17 protein-coding genes and 1 pseudogene are annotated in these 22301 nt (G+C 65.6%); 2 read left to right on the plus strand and 16 right to left on the minus strand.

The annotated features are described in order from the left end of the window. Positions 1-314: 314 nt before the first annotated feature. The 3 genes from ACFSCT_RS06120 to ACFSCT_RS06130 all read right to left on the minus strand — a co-directional run bounded on the left by ACFSCT_RS06120 (position 315) and on the right by ACFSCT_RS06130 (position 4544). Positions 315-2261 carry a tripartite tricarboxylate transporter permease gene (locus ACFSCT_RS06120; RefSeq protein ID WP_379141022.1) on the minus strand — a complete coding sequence of 649 codons (1947 nt, stop codon included), beginning with the start codon at positions 2259-2261 and terminating at the stop codon, positions 315-317. Positions 2262-2348: 87 nt separating this feature from the next. After that, positions 2349-3437: a Bug family tripartite tricarboxylate transporter substrate binding protein gene (locus tag ACFSCT_RS06125; RefSeq protein WP_379141024.1), complete on the minus strand. Its 1089-nt coding sequence runs from the start codon at positions 3435-3437 to the stop codon at positions 2349-2351. A gap of 27 nt (positions 3438-3464) precedes the next feature. Beyond that, entirely contained in the window at positions 3465-4544 is a 1080-nt protein-coding gene (locus ACFSCT_RS06130) for a 4-oxalomesaconate tautomerase (RefSeq protein WP_379141026.1), read from the minus strand. Positions 4545-4655: 111 nt separating this feature from the next. On the opposite strand from ACFSCT_RS06130, the gene ACFSCT_RS06135 reads away from it, so the two are divergent. Beyond that, entirely contained in the window at positions 4656-5576 is a 921-nt protein-coding gene (locus tag ACFSCT_RS06135; RefSeq protein WP_379141028.1) for a LysR family transcriptional regulator, read from the plus strand. Positions 5577-5842: 266 nt separating this feature from the next. Here ACFSCT_RS06135 and ACFSCT_RS06140 read toward each other — a convergent pair whose 3' ends face one another. Further along, positions 5843-6535, minus strand: coding sequence for an FMN-dependent NADH-azoreductase (locus tag ACFSCT_RS06140; RefSeq protein ID WP_379141029.1), 693 nt, complete (start codon positions 6533-6535; stop codon positions 5843-5845). A gap of 95 nt (positions 6536-6630) precedes the next feature. On the opposite strand from ACFSCT_RS06140, the gene ACFSCT_RS06145 reads away from it, so the two are divergent. After that, the gene (locus tag ACFSCT_RS06145) at positions 6631-7560 is read left to right on the plus strand and encodes a LysR substrate-binding domain-containing protein (RefSeq protein ID WP_379141031.1); all 930 of its coding nucleotides are present in this window, start codon (positions 6631-6633) and stop codon (positions 7558-7560) included. Between the two features lie 28 nt (positions 7561-7588). Here the strand turns inward: ACFSCT_RS06145 and ACFSCT_RS06150 are convergent, their stop codons facing one another. The 12 genes and pseudogenes from ACFSCT_RS06150 to ACFSCT_RS06205 all read right to left on the minus strand — a co-directional run bounded on the left by ACFSCT_RS06150 (position 7589) and on the right by ACFSCT_RS06205 (position 21722). Continuing rightward, positions 7589-8281 (minus strand): DUF1989 domain-containing protein, encoded by a 693-nt coding sequence (locus ACFSCT_RS06150; RefSeq protein WP_379141033.1) that lies wholly within the window; start codon positions 8279-8281, stop codon positions 7589-7591. Positions 8282-8768: 487 nt separating this feature from the next. Then, positions 8769-9044, minus strand: a pseudogene (locus ACFSCT_RS06155) (polysaccharide deacetylase family protein); the annotation flags it as partial. A 150-nt stretch (positions 9045-9194) separates the two neighbouring features. After that, positions 9195-11027 carry a 3D-(3,5/4)-trihydroxycyclohexane-1,2-dione acylhydrolase (decyclizing) gene (gene iolD / locus ACFSCT_RS06160; RefSeq protein ID WP_379141034.1) on the minus strand — a complete coding sequence of 611 codons (1833 nt, stop codon included), beginning with the start codon at positions 11025-11027 and terminating at the stop codon, positions 9195-9197. A gap of 112 nt (positions 11028-11139) precedes the next feature. Next, positions 11140-13065 (minus strand): bifunctional 5-dehydro-2-deoxygluconokinase/5-dehydro-2-deoxyphosphogluconate aldolase, encoded by a 1926-nt coding sequence (locus tag ACFSCT_RS06165; RefSeq protein WP_379141036.1) that lies wholly within the window; start codon positions 13063-13065, stop codon positions 11140-11142. Positions 13066-13099: 34 nt separating this feature from the next. Next, on the minus strand, positions 13100-14092 hold the full coding sequence (gene iolG, locus ACFSCT_RS06170; RefSeq protein WP_379141038.1) for an inositol 2-dehydrogenase: 993 nt from the start codon (positions 14090-14092) through the stop codon (positions 13100-13102). Between the two features lie 125 nt (positions 14093-14217). Continuing rightward, positions 14218-15720 (minus strand): rhizopine catabolism transcriptional regulator MocR, encoded by a 1503-nt coding sequence (gene mocR / locus ACFSCT_RS06175; RefSeq protein ID WP_379141040.1) that lies wholly within the window; start codon positions 15718-15720, stop codon positions 14218-14220. Between the two features lie 99 nt (positions 15721-15819). Continuing rightward, positions 15820-16617 carry an ATP-binding cassette domain-containing protein gene (locus ACFSCT_RS06180; protein WP_379141042.1) on the minus strand — a complete coding sequence of 266 codons (798 nt, stop codon included), beginning with the start codon at positions 16615-16617 and terminating at the stop codon, positions 15820-15822. Beyond that, the gene (locus ACFSCT_RS06185; protein WP_379141044.1) at positions 16614-17732 is read right to left on the minus strand and encodes an ABC transporter permease; all 1119 of its coding nucleotides are present in this window, start codon (positions 17730-17732) and stop codon (positions 16614-16616) included. Before ACFSCT_RS06185 ends, ACFSCT_RS06180 begins: the two co-directional genes overlap by 4 nt. A gap of 44 nt (positions 17733-17776) precedes the next feature. Continuing rightward, the gene (locus ACFSCT_RS06190) at positions 17777-18763 is read right to left on the minus strand and encodes a rhizopine catabolism ABC transporter substrate-binding protein (protein WP_379141045.1); all 987 of its coding nucleotides are present in this window, start codon (positions 18761-18763) and stop codon (positions 17777-17779) included. A gap of 62 nt (positions 18764-18825) precedes the next feature. Continuing rightward, positions 18826-19656, minus strand: a complete 831-nt coding sequence (locus ACFSCT_RS06195) for a polysaccharide deacetylase family protein (protein ID WP_379141047.1) — start codon at positions 19654-19656, stop codon at positions 18826-18828. Then, complete coding sequence (gene iolE, locus ACFSCT_RS06200) at positions 19656-20567, minus strand: myo-inosose-2 dehydratase (protein WP_379141049.1); 912 nt, start codon at positions 20565-20567, stop codon at positions 19656-19658. Before iolE ends, ACFSCT_RS06195 begins: the two co-directional genes overlap by 1 nt. A 6-nt stretch (positions 20568-20573) precedes the next feature. Beyond that, positions 20574-21722: a Gfo/Idh/MocA family protein gene (locus ACFSCT_RS06205; protein WP_379141051.1), complete on the minus strand. Its 1149-nt coding sequence runs from the start codon at positions 21720-21722 to the stop codon at positions 20574-20576. Positions 21723-22301 lie beyond the last annotated feature (579 nt).

Genomic DNA, 22301 nt, shown 5'->3' on the forward strand with positions numbered 1-22301 from the left:
AGTCGCGGGTTCAGGGCGCCTTTGCCGTCTCGCGGTTGGCCGGCGGTTTCTGACCTGTCTGGCATGACCCGCATTTCGACGCCCGCACAGGACGGTTGCGGCAGACCTGCGGGATCGGGGCATTTGTCGCCGAAAGATTGCCGGCGCGACCTGCGTGAAAGCGGGTCATCTATACTTCGCGGGCGGCGTCCTGACGCCACGCCCAACATCTCGAAAAGACGCGCCCCTCGCCGTTGCCGGGCGGGGGGGCGTTTCCAGATACTCGCGCGCGGAGGTGGTGCGGAGAAGTGCGATCCCCTCCGCCACCCCCCGCGTCAGAACAACGCGCGCGCGATCAGTCCTTCGGGCAGGCGCAGGGTCATGGCCCAGGTGATCAGGCTGATGAAGCCGACCGCGCCGGCCGTCATCAGCGCGGCCTGCAACGGGCGGGCGTGGCCGGCGAGGATGAGAAAGGCCGGGAAGAATACCAGCATCGCCGGGATAAAGCCGATCAGCCAGATCAGCGCGACGACCCCCGCGAAAATCGCCAGATACAGCTCGCGCCCCGATGATTTTCCGGCAAGCGCCGCGCCGGCGTCGTCATCGTGGATTTCCGCCGTGCGGCCCGAACGGATCCGCAGGATCACCGCCAGCGCGGCGACCAGCGCCAGAACGCCCACGATCAGGGGGAAAACCATGCCGAGGAAGGTCAGTTGCACCGCCTCGAACACGCAATAGGCGGCCATCAGGGCCAGAAGCCCGGCGAATGCGATCTGGCGGCCGCGGGTCTGCTGATCGGCGGCGTCGCTTTCGCCCTCGCTGGAAATCTCGGCGCCGAAGCGCAGGCCCAGATAAACCGAGACGACCGTGATCACGCCGATGATGACGACGCCCGGCCGGGTGACCCAGTTCCAGTCATAGAACTGCACCGCCTGATACAGGTAATTCTCGGCCCCCGGCGCCAGCACGAAGCCGATCAGCAGGGCCGGACGCGGCCAGCCGAAGCGGCGCATATAGATGCCGACCGCCCCCATCACGATCAATGCGACCAGATCGGCGATGGACCGCGAGGCCTGAAAGGCCGCGAACATCGCGATCATCACCATGAAGGGCGCCAGATAGACGAACGGCACCTGCGTCAGCCGCGCCACCGGCCGCGCCATCAGCACGCAAAGCCCCGCCCCGACGACATTGGCCAGCGCCAGCGACCAGATGATCGCATAGGTAAGGTCCAGCCGGGTTTCGACCATGGTGACGCCGGGCTGGATGCCAAGCAGCACCATGCCGCCCAGAAACACCGCCATCGAGCCCGATCCCGGCACGCCGAACAGCAGCGTCGGGATCAGCGCGCCGCCCTGACAGGCATTATTGGCGGATTCGGGCGCGATGACGCCGCGCACGTCGCCCTTGCCGAATTGCGACTTGTCGCGGCAGGTCTGCACGACATGGCTATAGGCGATCCAGTCGACGACCGCACCGCCCAGACCCGGCAGCGCCCCGATCATGCAGCCAAGGCTGGCGCAGCGCGCGACCAGCCAGGGATGGCGCAGCACGTCGCGCACCCCCCTGCCCCAGCCGCCCCCCAGCCCGGTGGTTTCTGAAATCGCACTGCCGCGCTTCAGCAGGTCGATCACCTCGGGGATGGCGAACAGACCCATGGCGATGACCACCAGCGGCACCCCGTCATAAAGATAGTCGATGCCGAATGTCATCCGCGCCTCGCCCGTCGCCGGCGCCGTCCCGATCGAGCCGATGACCAGACCGATCCCGGCCGCGGCGATGCCCTTGGTCAGGCTGCGCCCGGACAGCACCGCCACCATGGACAGGCCGAAGATCGTCAGCATGAACAACTCGGCCGAGGAAAAAGACAGGACCAGCGGCCGCGCCATGACGATGGCGAAAGACAGGACCAGCGCCCCGACCAGCCCGCCCAGAAGCGAACTGGTGAAGGCCGCCGACAGCGCCCGTGCCGCCTCGCCGCGCTTGGCCATCGGAAAGCCGTCCAGCACCGTCGCCTGACTGGCGCTTGAACCCGGTATCCCCATCATGACCGAGGTGAACGTGTCCCCCGTCGGGATGACCGCGACCATGCCGATCAGCATGCCAAGCGCCGAGGTCGGATTCATCCCGTAAAGAAACGGCAGCAGGATCGACATGCCCGCGATGCCGCCAAGGCCCGGCAGGATACCCACGATCAGCCCGACGCAGACCCCAAGCACAAGAAAGGCAAGATGGCCCAGGGACATGACCTGCCCAAGCGCCGAAAGCGCGACATCAAACATCGTTATCTCCTCCGAAGGAATTGCGGCGGGATCAGCCGCCGGGCCGGTTGTGCCGGTCGCGCCGGTCGGGTCGGTCAGTCGGTCGGGTTACATCCGCACGTTGTAATCTTCCGACAGCCAGTTGGTCAGAAAGTCGCGGATGGCCGGATCAAGGGTCAGCGCCTTTTTCAGCGCCGCGTCCGCGTCAGCTCCCACAAGCTGCTCGTAATCGCCCAGCTCCTCGCCGGCCCGCGCGCGGAAATCGGGCGCCTCGACGATGGCACGCGCCGCGTCGCCATAGGCGGCGATCACCTCGGCCGGCGCGTCCTTCGGCAGCACCACCATCTTCTGCAGCGAGAATCCCGCCAGCATCAGCGCCTTCCACGCCTCGAAAGCCTGCCCCTCGGGCTTGGCGCCGGTGGCCTGTTCGTAGAACTCGACAAAGGTCGGCAGGTCGGGGAAGGACGGATCGCGGCTGACATTGCCTTGGGCGTCAACCACGCCAAGCGCGAACAGCGGCACCGCCTTGCCCGCGTCGATAAGCGGTTTGACGCTGCCGAGATAGGCCGAACTGGTCTGGAAATCTATCCCGGCCTCGCCGCGCTCGAACGCCAGACGACCGGCGCCGCGGCTTTCCATGCCGAAGACCGGCTTGATGTTCAGCCCCATCATCTTGAAGGCCAGCAGCACCGGCATTTCAAGCGCCGTCGCCCCCTGGCTGGCAAAGCGGATTTCCTCGGCGCGCAGCTTTTCGATATCGGCGGGGCCGGTCACGCCATATTTGGGGTCGATGTAGACGACACCGCCCGTAGGCGAGGCCAGAACGGCCGTCCAGTCGGCATAATCATAGCGCACCCGCGGATCGCCCAGGATCGCCGGGTACTGGGTCGAGGCCGAGGTGCCGAGGATCGAAAGCCCGTCATCGCTTGCGCGCTGCGCGAACTGGTTGGCGCCGGTGATCGAGCCGCCGCCGGGGACGTTCAGCACCACCACCGTCGGCTTGCCCGGAAGGTTTTCGGTCAACTGCGGCGCAAAGAACCGCGCCCAGACATCGGTGCCACCGCCCACGCCGAACGGAATCGTCCATTCGACCGTTTTGCCGGCGAAATCCTGCGCGCTCAGCGACAGCGAGGTGGCAAGGACGGCGGCCGCGCCCAGCAGCATCGACCGAACGGCGGATTTGTTCTGAAATATCATGTCGTTTCTTCCTCCCGTGAGAATAGTTTATGCGACTTTGTCGCGGATATGCACGAAGCCCTCGAACAACCGGCGGGCGGTTCGGATGACCGAAACGCGATGGATCTCGCCGGTCTCGGCGTCCTGCTCGATCTCGACCGGCGTGCGGCCCGAGGGATGATCGATGATAAGCAACCGGCGCCCCTGCGCATCCGGCGCGGGCAGAACCGCAAGTTCGTTCGCAACGGTGCCTTCGGTGCAGCAGGCCGCGGCGATGCAGACGGCGCCGGTTATGGCGACGGCGGTGTGGCAGGCATGCGGCATGAAATAGCGCGCGGTGATGGTCGCCCCTTCGGTCGGCGGCGCCAGCAGGATCGGCTTTGGAATGACCAGATTGGCCACATCGCCAAGCCCCATGCGTTGCCCCGCCTCCAGCCGCAGATTTTCCAGCCGGGCCATGAAGGCGCGATCGGCATCCAGTTCGGCCGGGGTTTCGCTGCCGGTTTTGCCAAAGCTTTCCGCAGCCGCCAGAACCGCCGCCACCGCCATGTCGAAAAGCGTGACGGTGATGCCCTGAATCTCGTCGCGCAGCGCCCCGGTGGGCAACAGCTTGCCCGTCTTTGACCCCGCCGCGTCCAGAAACGCCAGCCGCACCGGCGCCGCTGTCCCCGGGACGCCCGCAATCGCGGTGTCGCCCTCATAACTGACGATGCCGCCCGGTGTCTGAACCGTGGCCTCGATCCGCTTGCCGGTGTTGACGTTCAGAATCGTCAGCCGGGTTTCGGGATCGCTGGCGGCGACCAGCCCCTGCTCGATCGCGAAGGGACCGACGGCGGCCAGCATGTTGCCGCAGTTCGGCGCGGTATCGACCAGCGCCTTTTCGACATTCACCTGACCAAACAGATAATCGACATCCGTCCCCGGCTGCTGGCTGGGCCCGACGATCGCCACCTTGCTGGTCAAGGGGTTTCCGCCGCCGATACCGTCGATCTGCAACGGATGGCCCGAGCCCATCGCCGCGATCAGGACGGCATCGCGGGTGCCCGTATCCCGCGGCAGGTCGGAAGACAAAAAGAACGGACCGCGTGACGTGCCGCCACGCATCAGGACACATGGAATTCGGGTCATGATCTTGGTTTTCCTCTGGCGGGTCGTCAGCCGCCCGCGATGAAAGACCCTTGCCATGACGGTGGGGTATGTGTGAAATGCAATTATCTGAATTATAATTGCGTATCTTGCATGAATATTGACCTGGAAGATCTGAAGGCTTTTGTCGCCACGGCCGAGATGCAAAGCTTTCGCGCCGCTTCCGAAAGCATCCACCTGTCCCAACCCGCCCTGACCCGGCGCATCCAGAAACTCGAGGCAACGCTGGGTGTGGCGTTGCTGGAACGCACCACCCGCCGGGTCTCGCTGACCGTTGTCGGCCGCGATTTCCTACCCCGCGCCCGGCGGCTGCTGGATGATCTGGAAACCTCGCTTCTGTCGGTGCGCGAGATCGCCGAGCGCCGTTCGGGGCTGGTCAGCATCGCCTGCATTCCGACGGCGGCATATTACTTTCTGCCCGATGTGATCCGGGAATTCACCGATGAATACCCCTCGATCCGGTTTCGCATCGTCGATGCCGGCGCGAATGAGGTGCTGCAAAGCGTCATCAACCGCGAGGTCGATTTCGGGATCACGCTGCTGGGCGCCAAAGATCCCGAGGTGATTTTCGAGCCGCTGATCGAAGAACCCTTCTATCTGGCCTGCCGCCGCGACCATCCCCTTGCCAGCCGCGATGAGGTCACCTGGGCGGAATTGGCCGATCACCGTTTCATCACCGTCGGCCGTGCCAGCGGCAACCGGCTGATCATGGATCTGGCGCTTGCAAGTGCGCCGATACGGCCCCGGCCCTCTTACGAGGTGCAGCACCTGTCGACATCGCTTGGTCTGGTCGAAGCGGGCTTGGGCGTCGCGGCACTTCCCCGCATGTCGCTGCCGACCGACCCGCATCCGCTTATTGCCGCGGTCCCGCTGAAGGCCCCCACGGTCAACCGCACCGTCGGCGTTGTCAGGGCGCCGCAAGCCAAGGCACCGCCCGCCGCTGAACAGTTTTACCGAATGCTTCTAAGTCGCTGGCAAAGCCTGACCGATGCGGAGATCGGCGTGGAGAACTGACGCGGGGTCGGATGTGTCGTAACGGACGACACGGCACAGCCCGGACATATGCCCAGACGCTGCCGCGCGCGCCGGCAATGCGGCACCCGAACCCCGGCCCGAATTTCATCGGTCCGGGAGAGCGGCGATTACAAGGGTTTTGAAAAATTCAGGACCGAGCCGCGTCCCAGCATCACAAAACCAAAGGAGATGCGGCGTTCAATGCCTCATGGTCTTGCGACGAAAGCCGACCATCGCGGGCATTCCTTTCGGGATTGAATGAAACCTCAGGTCGGGGCCGGTTCGGGCGTGGGCGTGCGGGCGTCGCCGGTTGCGGCAAGACGACGGGCCAAGCGGCGGGTATTTTCCTCGGCCCGCGCCACCGACCGGGCATGGCGCGCGTCCTTGAACTCCTGATATTCGATGGCAACCGTTTCGATATCCCTGAGGGCAACGCCGAAATAATGGGCACAGGCCGCGATTCCGGGGTCAAGCGCGTTCAGATGGCCGCGCACCTCGCCCGCGCCGAAACCGAATTCGCCGCGAGACGACAGGACGACCAGTTTCTTGCCGAACAGGATCGGCTCGATGGGGAAATCGCCGCGCGACAGGTCAAATGAAAACGTTCGGCCGATCCGCGAAATATGGTCGATCCAGACCTTCAGCGTCGAGGGCATGCCGTAATTATACATCGGCGCGCCCAGCACGATCACATCGGCGGCGGTGACCTCGTCAATCAACCGGTCGGACAGCGCCAGCCGCTGGTTCATCCAGACCTCGCGCTCGGCCGGGGGCGTGAAGGCGGCGTGAATGAAACGGTGGTCGATCGGCGGGATCGGGTCGGCGCCGACATCGCGGGTGATGACGCGGACCTGCGGGTCGGCGCTTCGAAATGCCTCGGTGAACAGCGCGGTCAGTTTGCGGGTCAGCGATCGGTCTTGCAATTGTGCGCTGGCATCAATGCGCAACAGGGTCGTCATGGTATTCTCCTTCGGCAACGCGGTTGGGAACCCTTGTGCAAAAGGCGATACCGGTCCCGTTTCGCGTTGGCCAAAGCGAATATTTCAGGCATATGATGAATCAGATTCATCCAACCCGTCGCCATCCGCCGAGAGAGCCCTTGCGCAAACTGCCGCCCCTTCACGCATTACGCGCCTTTGAAGCCGCGGCCCGGCATCTGCATTTCACCCATGCCGCCGATGAGCTGGGCCTGACGCCCACGGCGATAAGCCATCAGGTCCGCCAGTTGGAGGAAATGCTGGGCGCCGATCTGTTCCAGCGTTATCCGCGCCCGATCCGGCTGACGGACAAGGGCGCGCAGCTTTATCCGGTGCTGCAGGACGCGCTGGACCGGATCGCCGTCGCGATCGCCGGGCTTGCGGACCATGATACGGAACCGCCCCTGCGGCTGTCGGTGACCGTCGCCTTCGCCAGCCGCTGGCTGATGCCGCGCCTTGCGACGTTGCGGCGGCAGACCGGGTTGTTCATCGCGGTCGAAGCGAACGACGAACCCGCCGATCTGCGCCTGTCCGGCGTCGATATCGCCATCCGTTACGCCGAGAAGCCCGCCGGCGATGCGGAATGGCATCGCCTGTTGCCGGACCGGATCATTCCCGTCGCGGCCCCGGGCATCGCCCGGCAGGACGCGCCCCTGTCACCCGCTTCGATACTGGCCTTGCCGTTGCTGCATTATCGCTGGAGAAGCGGTGCGGCCAATGCGCCGAGCTGGCCCTATTGGAAAAGCCTTGCGGGCGTCGCGGGCGCCGACCCGCCGATCGAACAAAGCTTTTCCGAGGAAATACACGCCATCGACGCCGCAGCTGCCGGGCATGGCGCGGTGCTGGCGTCCGAGGTTCTGGTGGCCGATCTGCTGCGCAAAGGGGAACTGGTGCGGCTGTCGGATATCGCGCTGCCGGCGCCCAGCTATTGGGTGGTCTTTCTGCCCAGCCATCCGGCGCAGAAGCGACTGGCAATGCTGCTCGACTGGATCCGCCAACAGGCGTGATATCCCCACGGGTGTGACAGGCGCCGCGTCACGACAGGATCATGACCGCCAGATCGCGCGGAACCGCGTCTTCGCCATTGATCGGCAAAAGGTCCATGGGACAGGCCGAGATCACCGCGATCAGGTCCATTTCAGCCCGGAAGGTGACCTGATCGCCGGGACGCGAGACCGGCGGAAGCCAGACCATGTCGCCGTTCCCCCGCGGCGGCGTGTTCATCCACAGGTTCAGCGGACAGGGCACCTCGGGCAGTTTCACCCCGATGGCGGACAGCGCCATGCGCAGATTGTCGGTGCAATTGTCGTGATACCCCTGATGCCCCAGCTTGTGATACCGGCAGACATCGCATGAGGCGACCAGCGTATCATGCACGCCCGGCGAACTGTCCTCCAGCAGGGTCAGGATCGGCCGTCGCCGGTTCGTCACCAGCGCATCCCCCGCCCGCGGGGTAAGCTTGCGCAGATCGGCGCGCATATGCTCCATCGACAGATGCTCGCCCGGATCGGCTTCGGCGAAGGCCCAGAAATCGCCGACCTGACTGCCTTGCGGGTTGATCACCCGCAGCCGCTCGCCACGACGCAACCGGACCGCGCGCCCCTGTCGTGCGGGGATGGTGTGGCGGGTTTCCAACTCGGGCCGGCCGCACTGCCCCAGCACCGCGACGGCCGAAGGGTTGGTGCCGTCGGGGTGATGGGCGGCGAAGCGATGGGCAAATTCGGTCATTTTCGTGCCTTTGCAAATGGCGCGACCGCATAGGGCCGGGCGGGTTCGACAAGCGGCGTCCAAGTGCCGCTGGCCCGCAGCCGTGCGACAGGGCCGCGATCTCCTCCAGCGGCGCGAACCATACATCACCGAGCGCCAGAACCTGTTCCAGCCACGCCTCGACCACGCGCCAGCGCGACAGGCGGCCGGTCAGGAACGGGTGCCAGATGGCGACCCACAGACCGCCCGCCTGATACTGCGCCACGAACTCGGCGAATGCGGATTCCGGCCCGCGCGCCGGGCTCATCACCGGCATCATATAGCCGATTTCGGCGTAATGGGCGAAGGGCGGCCAGTCGTCGCTGCCCCAATGGACCGGAATCTCGATCAATTCGCCGCCCTCGCCTGTCACGACATAGGGAATGTCGTCAGCCATCATCGAGGAATCATAGGTCAGCCCGTGCCGGATGGCGAGGTCGATCACCTCGGGCGTGACATTATAGACCGGAGCGCGATAGCCGCGCGGGGTCTGGCCCGTCGCCCGGCGGCAGACCTCCAACGCGCGTTGGAACCAGAAGCCCTGTTCGGCGCCGTCGAGTTCCGTCGGATCTTCATGCAGATAACCGTGCATCCCGATCTCGTGCCCGTCCTTCGGGATCGCGTCGACCATCCGGGGATAGGTCTCGATCACCCAGCCGGGAATAAAGAAGGATTGCCGAAGCCCCAGCCGGCGGTAGGTGTCCAGGATGCGCGGCACGCCGCTGTTCGGGTCATAGCGGCCCATGCGGATCGGATACAGCCGGCGATGGCTGTCCCGCGGCCGGGCGATGTGGATCAGGCGTCGGCATCGACGTCGAAGGTGATGGTGCAGGCGCAACGGGCGCCGTTCGGCCACGGGATCGGCTCGGCCCCGCGGCGCATCTTGTTGCTTCTTTCAGTTCACCACGACCTGCCGGGATGCAGCCTTGAGATAGCGGGCATAGGCGGTGCGCAGTTTTTCGGTGTCACCAACGGCGGGCACGGCGACGTCCCACCATTGCCCGGCATCGCCGAAGCCAGGGCCTTCGGTCGGGTCGGTCTCGATCACGATCACGCTTGGGATGTCACGTCCGCGCGCGGCGCGGATTTCCGCCTCCAGATCGGCAATGCCCGCCGCCTTCACCGCATGCGCCCCCATGGACGCGGCATGGGCAACATAGTCGATTTGCGGCTGAACCTCGACATTGCTGCTGGTGTAAAGGTTGTTGAACGCCTCGCCGCCGGTCGCCTGTTGCAGCCGGTTGATGCAGCCATAGCCGCGATTGTCGGTCAGAACCACGGTGAAGGGGATGCGCCGCATCACCGCCGTCGCCAGTTCGGAATTGGCCATCATATAGCTGCCGTCGCCGACGAAGCAGATCACCTCGCGGTCCGGCCGGGCGAGTTTCAAACCCATCGCGCCCGCGATCTCATAGCCCATGCAGCTAAAGCCGTATTCCATGTGATATCCGCCCTGCCCCGCCTGCCACAGCAGTTTCAGCGCCCCGGGCATGGTGCCGGCCGCGCCCATGGCGATGGCATCGGGGCCGGTCGCGCGCTGCACCGCGCCGATCACCTGCGCGTCGCTTGGCAATGCGTTGGTGTCGGCGGGCGCGGCGCAATGCGCGTCGACCGCATCCAGCCATGCCGCCCGCGCCCCGGCATCGGCCGCATCCGCCCGGTAATCCCCCAACAGCGCCCCCAACCGCTCCAGCGCGACGCGCGCATCCGCGACCAGAGCCGCGCCGCCATGCTTGCCAGCGTCATAGGGCTGCACGTTGATCCCAAGCAGCCGGGCATCGCCGAACAGGCTGCGCGAGCCGGTGGTGAAATCCTGCAGCCGCGTGCCGACCGCGATGACCAGATCGGCGCCCCGCGCCGCCCGGTTGGCCGATGCCGCCCCGTCGACGCCGGCGGCGCCATGGTTCATCGCATGGGATTGCGGCAGGGCCGATTTGCCGGCCTGGGTCTCGATCACCGCGATGTTGTGGCGGCTGGCGAAATCGGACAGGGCGTCCTCGGCGCCGGAATAGATTACCCCGCCACCGGCCACGATCACCGGCGCTTTCGCGGCGCGGATCAGCGCCGCCGCCCCGGCCAGCTCGGCGGCATCGGGCTCGGCGCGGCGGATGCGCCAGACCCGGGGTTCAAAGAACGCCTCGGGCCAGTCAAAGGCCTCGGCCTGCACATCCTGACAGAAGGACAGACAGACCGGCCCGCAATCGGCCGGATCAGTCATCACCCGCAGGGCGCGCGGCAAGGCGGTCAGCAGATGCTCGGGCCGGGTGATGCGGTCGAAGTAACGCACCACCGGGCGAAAACAATCATTGGCCGAAACCGTGCCGTCGTCGAAATCCTCGACCTGCTGCAGCACCGGATCGGGGCGCCGGCTGGCAAAGACGTCGCCCGGGACAAACAGGACCGGCAGCCGGTTCACATGCGCCAGCGCCGCCGCCGTGACCATGTTCGTGGCCCCCGGCCCGATCGAGCTGGTCACCGCCTGCGCCCGCCTGCGCCCGTGCCCCTTGGCGAAGGCGATGGCGGCATGGGCCATGGTCTGTTCGTTCTGCCCGCGCCATGTCGGCAAGGCGTCGCCGATGCCGTGCAGCGCCTCGCCGATCCCGGCCACGTTGCCATGGCCGAAGATCGCCCAGACCCCGTCGATGAAACGCGCGCCATCCTCTGTCATCTGCACCGAGAGCCAGCGCACCATCGCCTGCGCCGCCGTCAATCTGACCGTGCCGCTCATCGCCTCACCTCATCTTCCTTGCTGAAATATCCCGGGGAGTCCGGCGCGAGCGCCCGGCGCTTGCGTCGGACGGGGCAGCGCCCCCCTTCCTCCTCCCCTGACACCGCCGCCTTCACACCGCCGCCGGGGCGCCGACCCGCGCCGCGTCCCAGATCCCGCACAGACGCCCGAATCGCGCCGCCATCGCCGCCACCGCGCCGGCATCGTCCAGATCCCCCCCCAGCCATGCCCGCGCCGCATCCCCGAAGATCGTCCGGCCGACGGCGAAGCCGCGCACCAGCGGGAAGCCGGCCGCGACCTCGAAACAGGCCGCCAGTTCCGCCTCGGGCGCATCGAGCCCAAGTACCACGATACCGCGCGTATGCCGGTCATGCGCCTCGATCGCCGCGATCGCATTCGCCCAGGCCGCGGGGCTTCGCATCGGCTCCAGCTTCCACCAGTCGGGATAGATCCCGGCCGCATAGAACTGCCGGATCAGCGTCGCGGTGGTCATGTCGTCGACCGGACCGACCTTCGACGGGATGATCTCCAGCAGAAACTCCAGCCCGTTGCGCCGCGCCGCCGCGAACAGGCGCGCGACCGTCGCCTCTTGCCCGGCGCGCATCGCGGCATCGTCGTCCGGATGGCAGAAACACAGCACCTTCACCACCTGCGCGCGGGGCCATGCGTTCAGACCGCCGCAATCGGGGCCCAGTTCGGGTTCCAGTTCAAGCGGCCGCGACCCAGGCCATTCGCAGGGTCGCCCGACCCACAGCTCTGACCCCGAGGCCGCATGCAGCGCCGTCCGCCCGATGCGGTCGTCGCACAGGATGCCATAGCCGCTCTGCCCGTCCGCGACCGCCCGCGCCGCCGCCAGACACAGCGTCTTGAAGGCGCCGCCCTTCGCCGGCGTATAGCCCGGCATCGCCTCGAACTGCCCGCGATGATCGAAGGCGAAGATCCGGATGTCCGGCCCGGCGCCCGCGCCCGCCCCCGGATGCCGGCGATTGGTCGCCCAGTGGATCTGTTCCAGCGCGGCATCGTTGCGCAGATCGGGCCGGATCACCCCGCGCGCCAGAAAGAATTCCAGCTCGGCCAGCGAGGGATAGGCCGGCGTGCAGCCGTGGCGCGACACCGCGAAAGCCCCACAGGCGTTGGCATAGGCAAGCGCCGTCGGCCAGTCGCGATCCTCGAGCCAGCCCTTCAACAGCCCGGCGAAGAACCCGTCGCCGGCGCCCAGAACGTTGAACACCTCGATCGGAAAGCCCGGGCCGGTCTGGCCGTCGTCAAGACTGTCCGGGATCGCGCGCTCGAACGCCACCGCGCCCGCGGCGCCGCGCTTGCAGACTAGCACCGCATCGCTGACGGCGCGCACCGCGCGCAACGCCGCCACGGTGTCGGTGGTGCCCCCGGCGATGTGAAACTCTTCCTCGGTGCCGACGATCAGGTCGAACAGATGCAGCACCGATTGCAGCTCGGCCGTCACCTTGTCGCTTTCGACGAACCGGCTTTCGCCCGCATCGTGGCCCGCCACCCCCCACAGGTTCGGCCGATAGTCGATGTCAAGCGCCGTCCGGGCCCCGTGCTTCTTCGCCAAAGCAAGCGCCTTCAGCACCGCCGCCCGCGTCCGGGGATGGGAAAGATGCGTCCCCGTCGCCAGCACGCTTCGCGCCCCGGCGATGAAATCCTCGTCTATATCCGCTTCGGTCAGGCCCATGTCGGCGCAGTTCTCGCGGTAGAAGATCAGCGGAAACCGCGTCTCGTCCCGGATCCCCAGAAGCACCAGCGCCGTCAGCCGCTCGGGGTCGGTCTTAACCCCGCGCACGTCGACGCCTTCGCGGATCAGCTGCTCGCGGATGAACCGGCCCATATGTTCGTCGCCGACCCCGGTGATCACCGCCGACCGAAGACCAAGCCGTGCCGCCCCGCAGGCGATATTCGCCGGAGATCCGCCGATGTATTTGCTGAAAGACCCCATGTCCTCCAGCCGGCCACCGACCTGGTCGCCATATAAATCGACCGAACTCCGCCCGATCGTGATCACGTCCAGTGAACGCATCGTCTCCCCCTTTTCCCTCGGCCCCTCCGCGTGGTCAGAACCCCAGCGGCTCGAACCGGCCCGAGACGGCCGAGACCTTCGCCGCCTCGCACATCAGCATGGCGCGGCGCCCATCCTCGGTTCCGACCGAGGGTTGGGTGCCGGTTTCGATACAGTCTAGGAAATGGTCGAGTTCGGCGAAATAGCTTTCCTGATAGCGTTCGATGAAGAAATGAAGCGGCTTGTCGCGCGAGACCGCCGCGGCGGACGAAAGCTCGACCGAGGTCGGCCGGCGGTTCCCGGCGCTGAGCATGCCGCCCGACCCGTGAACCTCGACCCGCTGGTCATAGCCGTAAACGGCGCGGGCGGAATTATTGATATGGCACAGTTTTCCCGATTCCGTGCGCAGAATGAACATGGCGCTGTCCACATCGCCGTGCCGCGCGAAATAGGGCTGGATCAGGCAGGCGCCGGCGGCGAACAGCTCCACCGGCTCCTCGCCCAACATGTGCCGCGCCATGTCGAAATCATGGATGGTCATTTCGCGGTAAAGCCCGCCGCCGGCGGCGACGGCGGCCTCGGCCTCGGGCTCGGGGTCGCGGCTGGTGATGACGACCTGTTCGACGGCCCCGATCTCGCCGTCAAGGATGCGCTGTTTGAGCGCGGCGAAACTTGGATCGAAACGGCGGTTGAACCCGATCTGGAACAGCGCCCCGGTTTCGCGGATCACCGCAAGGCAGGCATCGGTCCGGGCGATGTCCATGTCGATCGGCTTTTCGCAAAAGATCGCCTTGCCGCTTTGCGCGGCGGCGATGGACAGGTCGGCATGGGTCCGGGTGGCCGAGGCGATGATCACGCCGCGGATCGCGGGATCGGTCAGGGCGGTTTCGACATCGGTGACCTCGGCGCCGGTTGCCGCGGCGATACGGGTCGCGGCTTCGGCATTCGGATCCACCACGTATTTCAGCCGCGCACGCGGATGGCGCCGAACGTTACCGGCGTGCACCGCGCCGATCATTCCCGCGCCAAACAGACAGATGTCGATCATGGTCTTTCTCGCTTCCTTTGTTCCGTGCGGCCGGGGATCGCAACGCGGACGCGCAACGCAAGGGCGGCCATGCACAGAATTCCGCCAAGGCCGTGCCAAACAAAAGCGCCAGTTTCGCGGGAATTTCAGGAACCAGTCCGCGGATCCGGCGCCCGGTCCGGCGCCCTGTCCTGAGCCCGGTCCAGCGTCTCGAACAGGCGCCGCAGATTGCGCAGCCCCGGCGGGATATTGCGTTCGTTCACCGCCGCAAAGCCGATCACCAGTCCCTGTCGGCCGGGCTCGTGGCGGTATTGAATCGAAAGCGGCGAAAGATTGACGCCAAGTTTGCGGGCCTCGGTCGCGATCATGTGGTCGTCCAGCGCGTTCTTCAGCGTGCAGACGAACTGAATGCCCGAATCGGTGCGCGGAACATGCAGCCACTCGCCCAGCAATGCCTCGCAGTTTTCGATGAAGCACAACCGCCGGCCGGCATAAAGCCGGCGCATCTTCCGCAGGTGCCGGACCAGATGGCCCTCGGCGATGAAATCCGCCAGCGCCGCCTGCGAGATCAGCGGCGCGAACTGGCCGGTGACGCTCAGCGCGGCGGCGCTGGCTTCGGCCAGCTCGGCCGGCAGCACCATGAAGCCCAGCCGCATGGCCGGGAACAACACCTTGGCGAAGGTGCCGACATAGATCACCCGCCGCGAATTGCTGATGCCGTGCAGCGCCGGGATCGGCTGACCCTGAAAGCGGTATTCGCTGTCATAATCATCCTCGATCACCCAGGCGTCGAAATCCTCGGCCAGCCGCAAAAGCCGCAGGCGCTGGTCCTGCGACATGGTCAGGCCAAGCGGATGCTGGCATGACGGCGTCACATAGATCGCGCGCGGGTTGCCGGCGGTTTCGGGGCGAAGCTGCCAGCCGTCATCGTCGACCCGAAGCGGGCTAAGCCGCGCCCCGGCGCTGACAAAGGCCGAGGCGGCGCCGTAATAGCCCGGTTCCTCCATCCAGACGGTATCGCCGGGGTCAAGCAGCAACCGCGCCAGAAGGTCGAACGCAGCCTGCGCGCCATTGGTGACCACGATCTGTTCGACACGGCAGTTGACCCCGCGCGAGGTGGCCAGATAGCGCCGGATCATCTCGCGCAGTTCTGGATGGCCGCAGATGTGATAGGTGCCGAAAAGGCTGCTGCGGGCGTGCTTGGCGCGGGCGGCCAGCATCTTCGACCAGACGCTGAAGGGAAAATGCTCGGCATCCGGCATCCCCGGATGAAAGCCCGGCTGGCCGGGGTCGCCGTGGTGAAAAGGCTGGGATACCAGCACTTTGCCCCGCTGCGACAGCCGGCCGGCCGAGTCCTGGCCCGGTGCGCGGCCTTCCTCGGGGATCAGCGGCAGGTCGGCGACCTTCGGAACCGCGCCGCGCCGGACGACCAGATAGCCTTCGATGGCCAGTTGGTCATAGGCCGCGATGACGGTATTGCGCGCCAGCCGAAGATCGGCGGCCAGCACCCGCGATGCCGGAAGCTGGCTGTGCGCCGGCAGCGTGCCGTTTTCGATCAGCCGCCGGATCTCGAAATAAAGCTGGCGCGGCAGCGGCGCAGCACCGTTACGGTCAAGAAAAATGCCCTCGCTTGGAAAGAGGTTGCTCATGACCGTACCAATCCCTCCGCCGCCGCATCCGAAGAGGAACGCCCGCAGAACCCCGGATGACCCGACTGCCCGCCGGATGATCCGTTCGACGGCCCTTCCTCAGCCGGGCAGATTAACCTCATTGAGCGTGGCTTCCAACGCTTTCAGCTCGCGCTTGCCGGCCATGATGTCCAGAACCTCCATTTCGGTGATCTGGTCCTTGCGGAACGTCCCGACCGAGGTGCCGCGATTAAGCAGGGTGAACTTGTCCCCCACCGGATAGGCGTGATGGATGTTGTGAGTGATGAAGATCACGCCAAGACCGCTGGCCCGCGCCTGCACGATATAGCGCAGCACCGTCGAGGCCTGATGCACGCCCAGCGCCGAGGTCGGCTCGTCAAGGATCAGCACGCGGGCGCCATGATAGACGGCGCGCGCGATGGCGACGCATTGGCGCTGGCCGCCCGACAGCGTGCCCACCGCCTGTTGCGGGTCCTTGATGTCGATCCCGATCTTGGCCAACTCGCCAAAGGCGATGCGATCGGCGGTTTTCATGTCGATGCGCCGCAGCGGCCCGTAGCCCGTCGTCGGCTCGCGGCCAAGAAAGAAGTTGCGGGTGATGCTCATCAACGGGATCATCGCGAGATCCTGAAAAACCGTCGCGATACCTTCGTCCAGCGCCGCACGCGGGGTGGCGAGGACCTTGGGCTGCCCGTCGATCCTGATTTCCCCGGTGGTCGGCTGATAGACCCCCGAAAGGATCTTGATCAGGGTCGATTTCCCGGCGCCGTTATCGCCCAAGAGGCAATGAACCTCGCCCGGTTCGACCGCGATGTTGATATTGGTCAGCGCGGTGACCGAGCCGAAGCTTTTGCTGACGTCGCGCAATTCGATGATCGGGGCGGTGGTCATGGTCATGCCTCCGTGGCCTTGCGGCGGACAAAGTTGTTCACCAGCACCGCGATCAGCACCATCACGCCCAGAAAGACGTTGAACCAGTCCGAGTCGATACCGGTGTAGAAGATCCCCATCTCGACCGTGCCGAAGATCAGCGCGCCGAACATCGCGCCGATGGCCGAGCCATAGCCGCCGGTCAGAAGGCAGCCGCCGATCACCGCCGCGATGATCGCCTGAAACTCTTTCAGCGTGCCGCGCAGCGTATCGGCGGAACCCGCCTCAAGCACCTGAATGGTGGCGAACAGCGTCGCGGCCATGGCGGTGCCGATGAACAGCAATATCTTGACCCGCGCCACCGGCACCCCGACATTGCGCGCCGCATTCGCGTCGCCGCCGACGGCGAAGATCCAGTTGCCGAACCGCGTCCTGAGCAGGATCCACGTCGCCACCGCGACCAGCAAAAGCCACCACGCGACAGCCATCGACAGCCCGGCGACCAGCGGTGTTCCGTCGGCCTTCACGTCGATCCAGCCCATGTTCCCCATCCATTGGAACAGACCGCTGAGCCACTTGCCGCCGAACAACTGCACGAAGAACGAGTTTTCATAGCCCTCGGTGATATAGGGGATCTGGGTGCGCCCGGTGATCGAGCGGGTGACGGCCAGCGTCAGCCCGCGCAGGATGAACAGGCTGGCCAGCGTGACGATAAAGGACGGAAGGCCCGTCCGCACGACCAGAACCCCGTTGATCGTGCCCACGATCGCCGCAAGAACGAAGGCCACCAGCACCGCCCCCCAGATCGGCAGGCCGAAATGGGTGACACCAAGCCCGATCGTGACGCTGGCAAAGCCGATCATCGAACCGACCGAAAGGTCGAACTCGCCCCCGATCATCAGCAGCGCCACGGCGACCGCGAGAATGCCGAGCTGCGCCGAAACCTGTAGAAAGTTGGCGATGCCCAGCGCACTGAACAGCCCGCTGTTGCCCGCGAAGATCGCGAACAGCAAGAAGACGAGGATCGTCCCGCTAAGCGCGCCCAGCTCTGGCCGGCGCATCAGCCGGGCCAGCCGCCGCCCCGTATTCCGGGGCGGCATTGCCTTGGGGAGCGTCGTCTGCGCTTCTGTCTGATCCGACATGGTGCCCATAGTCTTTTCTTCCCCGTTGTTGCGCTGCGTCCTGATCAACGGAAGCCGGCCTTGCTCAGATCACGGACGGCGGCGGCATCTTTCTGCATGATGAAAGCCGGTCCGGTGCGAACGGCCTGCGGCGGGAAGGTATGGTACATCGCCTTGGCCGTCAGGAAAACGACCGGATAATACCCCATCAGGAACTGCTGATTGTCGATCGCAAACATCATCTTGCCCTGATCGACCGCGTCGAGAACCTCGGGCGACAGATCGAAGGTGGCCAGCTTGAACTTGTCGACCGTGCCCCGGTCCTCGAGCATCTTCAGGATCGGCGCGGCGACGGTCGGCCCCAGCGTCAGGATGCCGGTCGCGTCGGGATTGGTCGAGATCGCCGCATCGACGCGGCGCGACGCATCGGTCGGATCCATCGTCACCGATACGACCGTGGCCTTGCCGCCGCTTTCCTCAAGCCCCTTGCCGAAGCCCTCGCAACGGCGGTCAAGGCTGACGTTACCGACCTCGTGGTTGACGCAAAGCCCCTGCTTCACGCCGGCCTCGCCCATCATCTTGCCGGCGCGGACACCGTTGTCATATTCCGAGCCGCCGCCGACGAACAGATCAAGCCCCCATTCATTGACCTGATCCTCGCCGCTGTCGATGACGATGACCGGGATGCCGGCCGCCTTGGCGTTCTCGATCGGCTGCTTCAACGCCGCCGCGTCCGGAATCGAGACTACGAGCCCGTCGGGCTTCGACGCCGTCGCGGCCTCGATCATCCGGGCCATGCGCACCACGTCGAAGGTTTCCGGGGCCTGATATTCGACGGTCACGCCAAGCGCCTTGGCGGCCTCTTGCATGCCGTTCTTGACGATGGTCCAGTACACATCGTTCGCCTGGCCATGGGTCACGAATACGACGCGGACATCCTTGGCCTCTTTCACCTGCGCCTCGGCGGCGCTGAAAGGCTGCGCCAGAACGGCGAAGGCGCCCAACGACAGAACGGCAAGACCACGACGGGTCATCTGTACGATTGTTTTCATGATTTCTCCTCTCCTGATAAGTTTGGGATCCGGCACCTTGAACGGCGCTTCTTGGTTAATGTTCAGCGCGGCAGGGTGCCGCGGCTGAAGCTCTGCCCCTCGAGCCAGCGCCCGAACTCGTCGCTGGCCAGAAACTGGTATTCCTGAATGCGCACCTCGGCCGATTCCGGTTCGATCAGCGAGATTTCTCCGGGCGCGTTCACATGCAGGGCGAAATAGTTCACGCCGCCGCCGATCTGGCCGAACAGGTCGGTATAGCGATCCGCCGCGGTACCCCGCAGATGCCACGGCGTTTCAAGCACCCGGTCGACCAGCCCATGACCCGACGCCGACAGCACCTCGGCGCGCTCGCGGTAGAACCCGTCCTCGACCTCGCCCAGATTGTGATAGGGGCCGTAAGCCACGATCGAGGCGGGATAGAGCGTCGGCAAACCGTATTCCTGACCCAGCCGGATGTAGATGTCATAGAACTCGGGCGAAAAGACCGCGCCCATATGGCCGTCCATATGTGCCGGGTTCAGCCCGGTGCCAAGGAACCGCTCGATCTGGGCGCGAAGCTCGTCCTCGACCGCCGACGGGTCGGCGTTGCGCCGCAATTCGGGAACGCTGCGCCATTGGTAGCCATCGTCATCGACCAGCCCCGACGCCTTGCCCGCCGCGGTCAGCGGACGCCAGCGATAGTATTTCTTTTCCGAGGTCAGCGTCAGGTGAAGGCCGATGTTCAGCGACGGATCGTCAAGCCCGAGGTCAATCATCTCGGACGCCCATGGGCAGGGCAGCATCAGCGAACCGGAATCGACCCGTCCCGCCTTCGACAATTCGACAAAGGCGGTATTGGCGCCATGGCACATGCCGATATCGTCGACATTGATGGTTACATGCGGAACGCTCATCATGCGGCCCTCGCCTCGGTGACGGTAAAGCCCGCGCGCCGCGCCATATCCAGCAGATTGCGATAGCCCATCGTCGCATAGGTCAGCGGCTCGGCCTTTTTCGGGTCCTGTTCGGCCTCGACGACCAGCCAGCCGTCATAACCACGCTTGGCCAGTTTCGACAGAAGCGCGGTGAAATCGAGGCTGCCATCGCCGGGGACGGTGAAAATCCCCGCCAGCACCGCGTCCATGAAGCTCATATCCGTGGCGCGGGCGCGGGCGAGGATCTCGGGGCGCACGTCCTTGCAGTGGAAATGCACGACCCGGTCGATATGCCGATCAAGCAGCGCCGCCGTATCACCGCCCGAGAACAGGCAATGGCCGGTGTCGAACAAAAGCCCGGCGGAGTCGCCGGTGTTCTCCATCAGCCGGTCGATTTCCGTATCGGTCTCGACGATGGTGCCCATGTGGTGGTGAAACGCCATCCCGACCCCGAAATCGGCGAAACGGTCGGCAAGCCCGGTGAGTTTGCGGCCGTAATCGCGCCATTCATCGTCGCCAAGGCGCGGCCGCTGCGAGATCGGCTGAAAAATGCCGTCATGGCGTCCGCGCGAGGTATCGGCATAGACGACGCGGCGGGCGCCGCAATCGCGCAGCAACGTCAGATGCGGCAGGATCGCCTGAAATTCGTCGTCAACGCTCCGCTCCAGAATGCGGCCGTCATACCAGCCCGAGACCAGTTCCAGCCCGTATTCGCCAAGCACTTCCGCCAGAGCCGCGCTTTCCCGCGGAAATTTCCCGCCGAGTTCGGTGCCGCGATAGCCGGCCTGCCGGGTTTCGGACAGACAGGTTTCCAGCGGCGTATCTCCGCCAAGGCTGGGAACGTCGTCATTCGTCCAGGTGATGGGGTTGATGCCGATCTTGATGGCCATGGGAACCTACTGCTTTGAAGGTGGAAGTTCGGGATTGTCGATCCAGCCCGGGTTCTCCGAGGAATCGAGGATGGCTTCGCACAGGCGCGCGATCCGCGCCGCCTCGGCCAGATCGGGATAGACATTGCCGCCCGCCGCGATCGCCCGCAGGAAGGCGGCGATTTCGATGGTCTTGAGATCGTTGAAACCAAGCCCGTGCCCCGGCGCCGGCAGAAAGGCGGCATAATCGGGATGGTCGCTGTTGATCAGCACCCGCCGGAATCCCTGCACGCCGTTATCGGCGCCGTCCTGCAAATAGACCTGCAATTCGTTCATCCGTTCGGCGTCGAAACGCAGCGTGCCGCGTTCGCAGGTCAGCTCAAAGGCAAGATCCATCTTGCGGCCGGGGGCGACGCGGCTGGTCTCGATCACGCCGGGAACGCCGCTTTCAAAGCGGATCTGGGCCGAGGCGTAATCTTCGTTCTCGACCGTGCGCAATTCGACCGCGCCGGGCGAAACCGGCCGTTCGCGATGGACGATGACGCTGTTGCCCGCAACGCCGGCGACCGGGCCGCACAGAAAACGGGCGATCGAAAGGATGTGACAGCCAAGATCGCCCAAGGCCCCGCAACGCCCGGCCACGCGCCGGTCAAGCCGCCAGGTAAAGGGCGCGGTGGGCGAGGCCAGATAATCCTCGAAATGACGCCCGTAAAAATGGACCGGCCGGCCCAATGCGCCGCTGTCCAGAAGGTTCCGCGCATGGGCGACCATCGGCGCGCGCAGATAGGTGAAGCCGACGGCGTTGGATACGCCCCCGGCCTCGGCCGTATCGGCAAGCGCCTGACATTCTGCCCCCGACAGCCCGACCGGCTTTTCGCAAAGCAGCGCCTTGCCAAGGGAAAGCGCATAGGCGGCGATCTCGGCATGGAACTGGCTTGGTACCGCGATCACCACCGCGTCGGACATCTCGACCGCCTCGCGCCAATCCGCCGTGGCGCGGGCAAAGCCGGTCTGCGCGGCCAGACGAACCGCCTTGTCCAGATCGGCGTCGCAAAGCACATGCGGCTCGGCAATGGCGGGAAGGTCACCGAAGGTCGCGTTGACGGCGCGGATGGCCAGCGCATGGGCACGCCCGATGAAACCGGCGCCGATCAACCCGAACCTGATTCTGGCCACTTGCGTCAATTCGCTCCCCCGACCGTCGCACAAGTGTCGTGAAGACTATGCCTGCGCTGGCATTGCGCAAAGGACCAGATTCCGGGGAAATCGAGGAACCAGTTGGCGCGCGCCCGTGATAGGCCGCGGAAGCCCGACCGCCCGTGCATCGCTGACGCGCGCCGGGTCAGACGGTCGGAAGCCGCGGAACACGCCTGCCATTTGGGCTTTCCGGTCCTCGGCTTCGGTTCGGCATGAACGGCGTCCGCCAAGGGCGTGAAACGGTTCGGCGCCTTGACGCCCCGTCCGGGGCCGACATCGAATCCACAGTGCACAGCCTATCGGACCCGGTTTCGGCTTTTGCGACCGCGCTGGCAGAACCCCGGCACCCCGGCAAGTTCAGGTCCGGCAAACTAAGGCCCGGCAGGTTCAGGCCCGGGGCGATGACGGCGGGGGATGAAATTCCGGGCTTTATCATCTCGCGCGACGTACCCGCACGGGAAGGAGACCCGCTCGAGTATGCGGCGGCGGTTCCGCCGAACCTCACACGTGGTCAGCGGTCAGGCGCAATCCCTTCGCTTGCCCGCATCTGGCCGGGCG

The organism is Paracoccus pacificus, from assembly GCF_042680785.1.
GTDB lineage: Bacteria > Pseudomonadota > Alphaproteobacteria > Rhodobacterales > Rhodobacteraceae > Paracoccus > Paracoccus pacificus.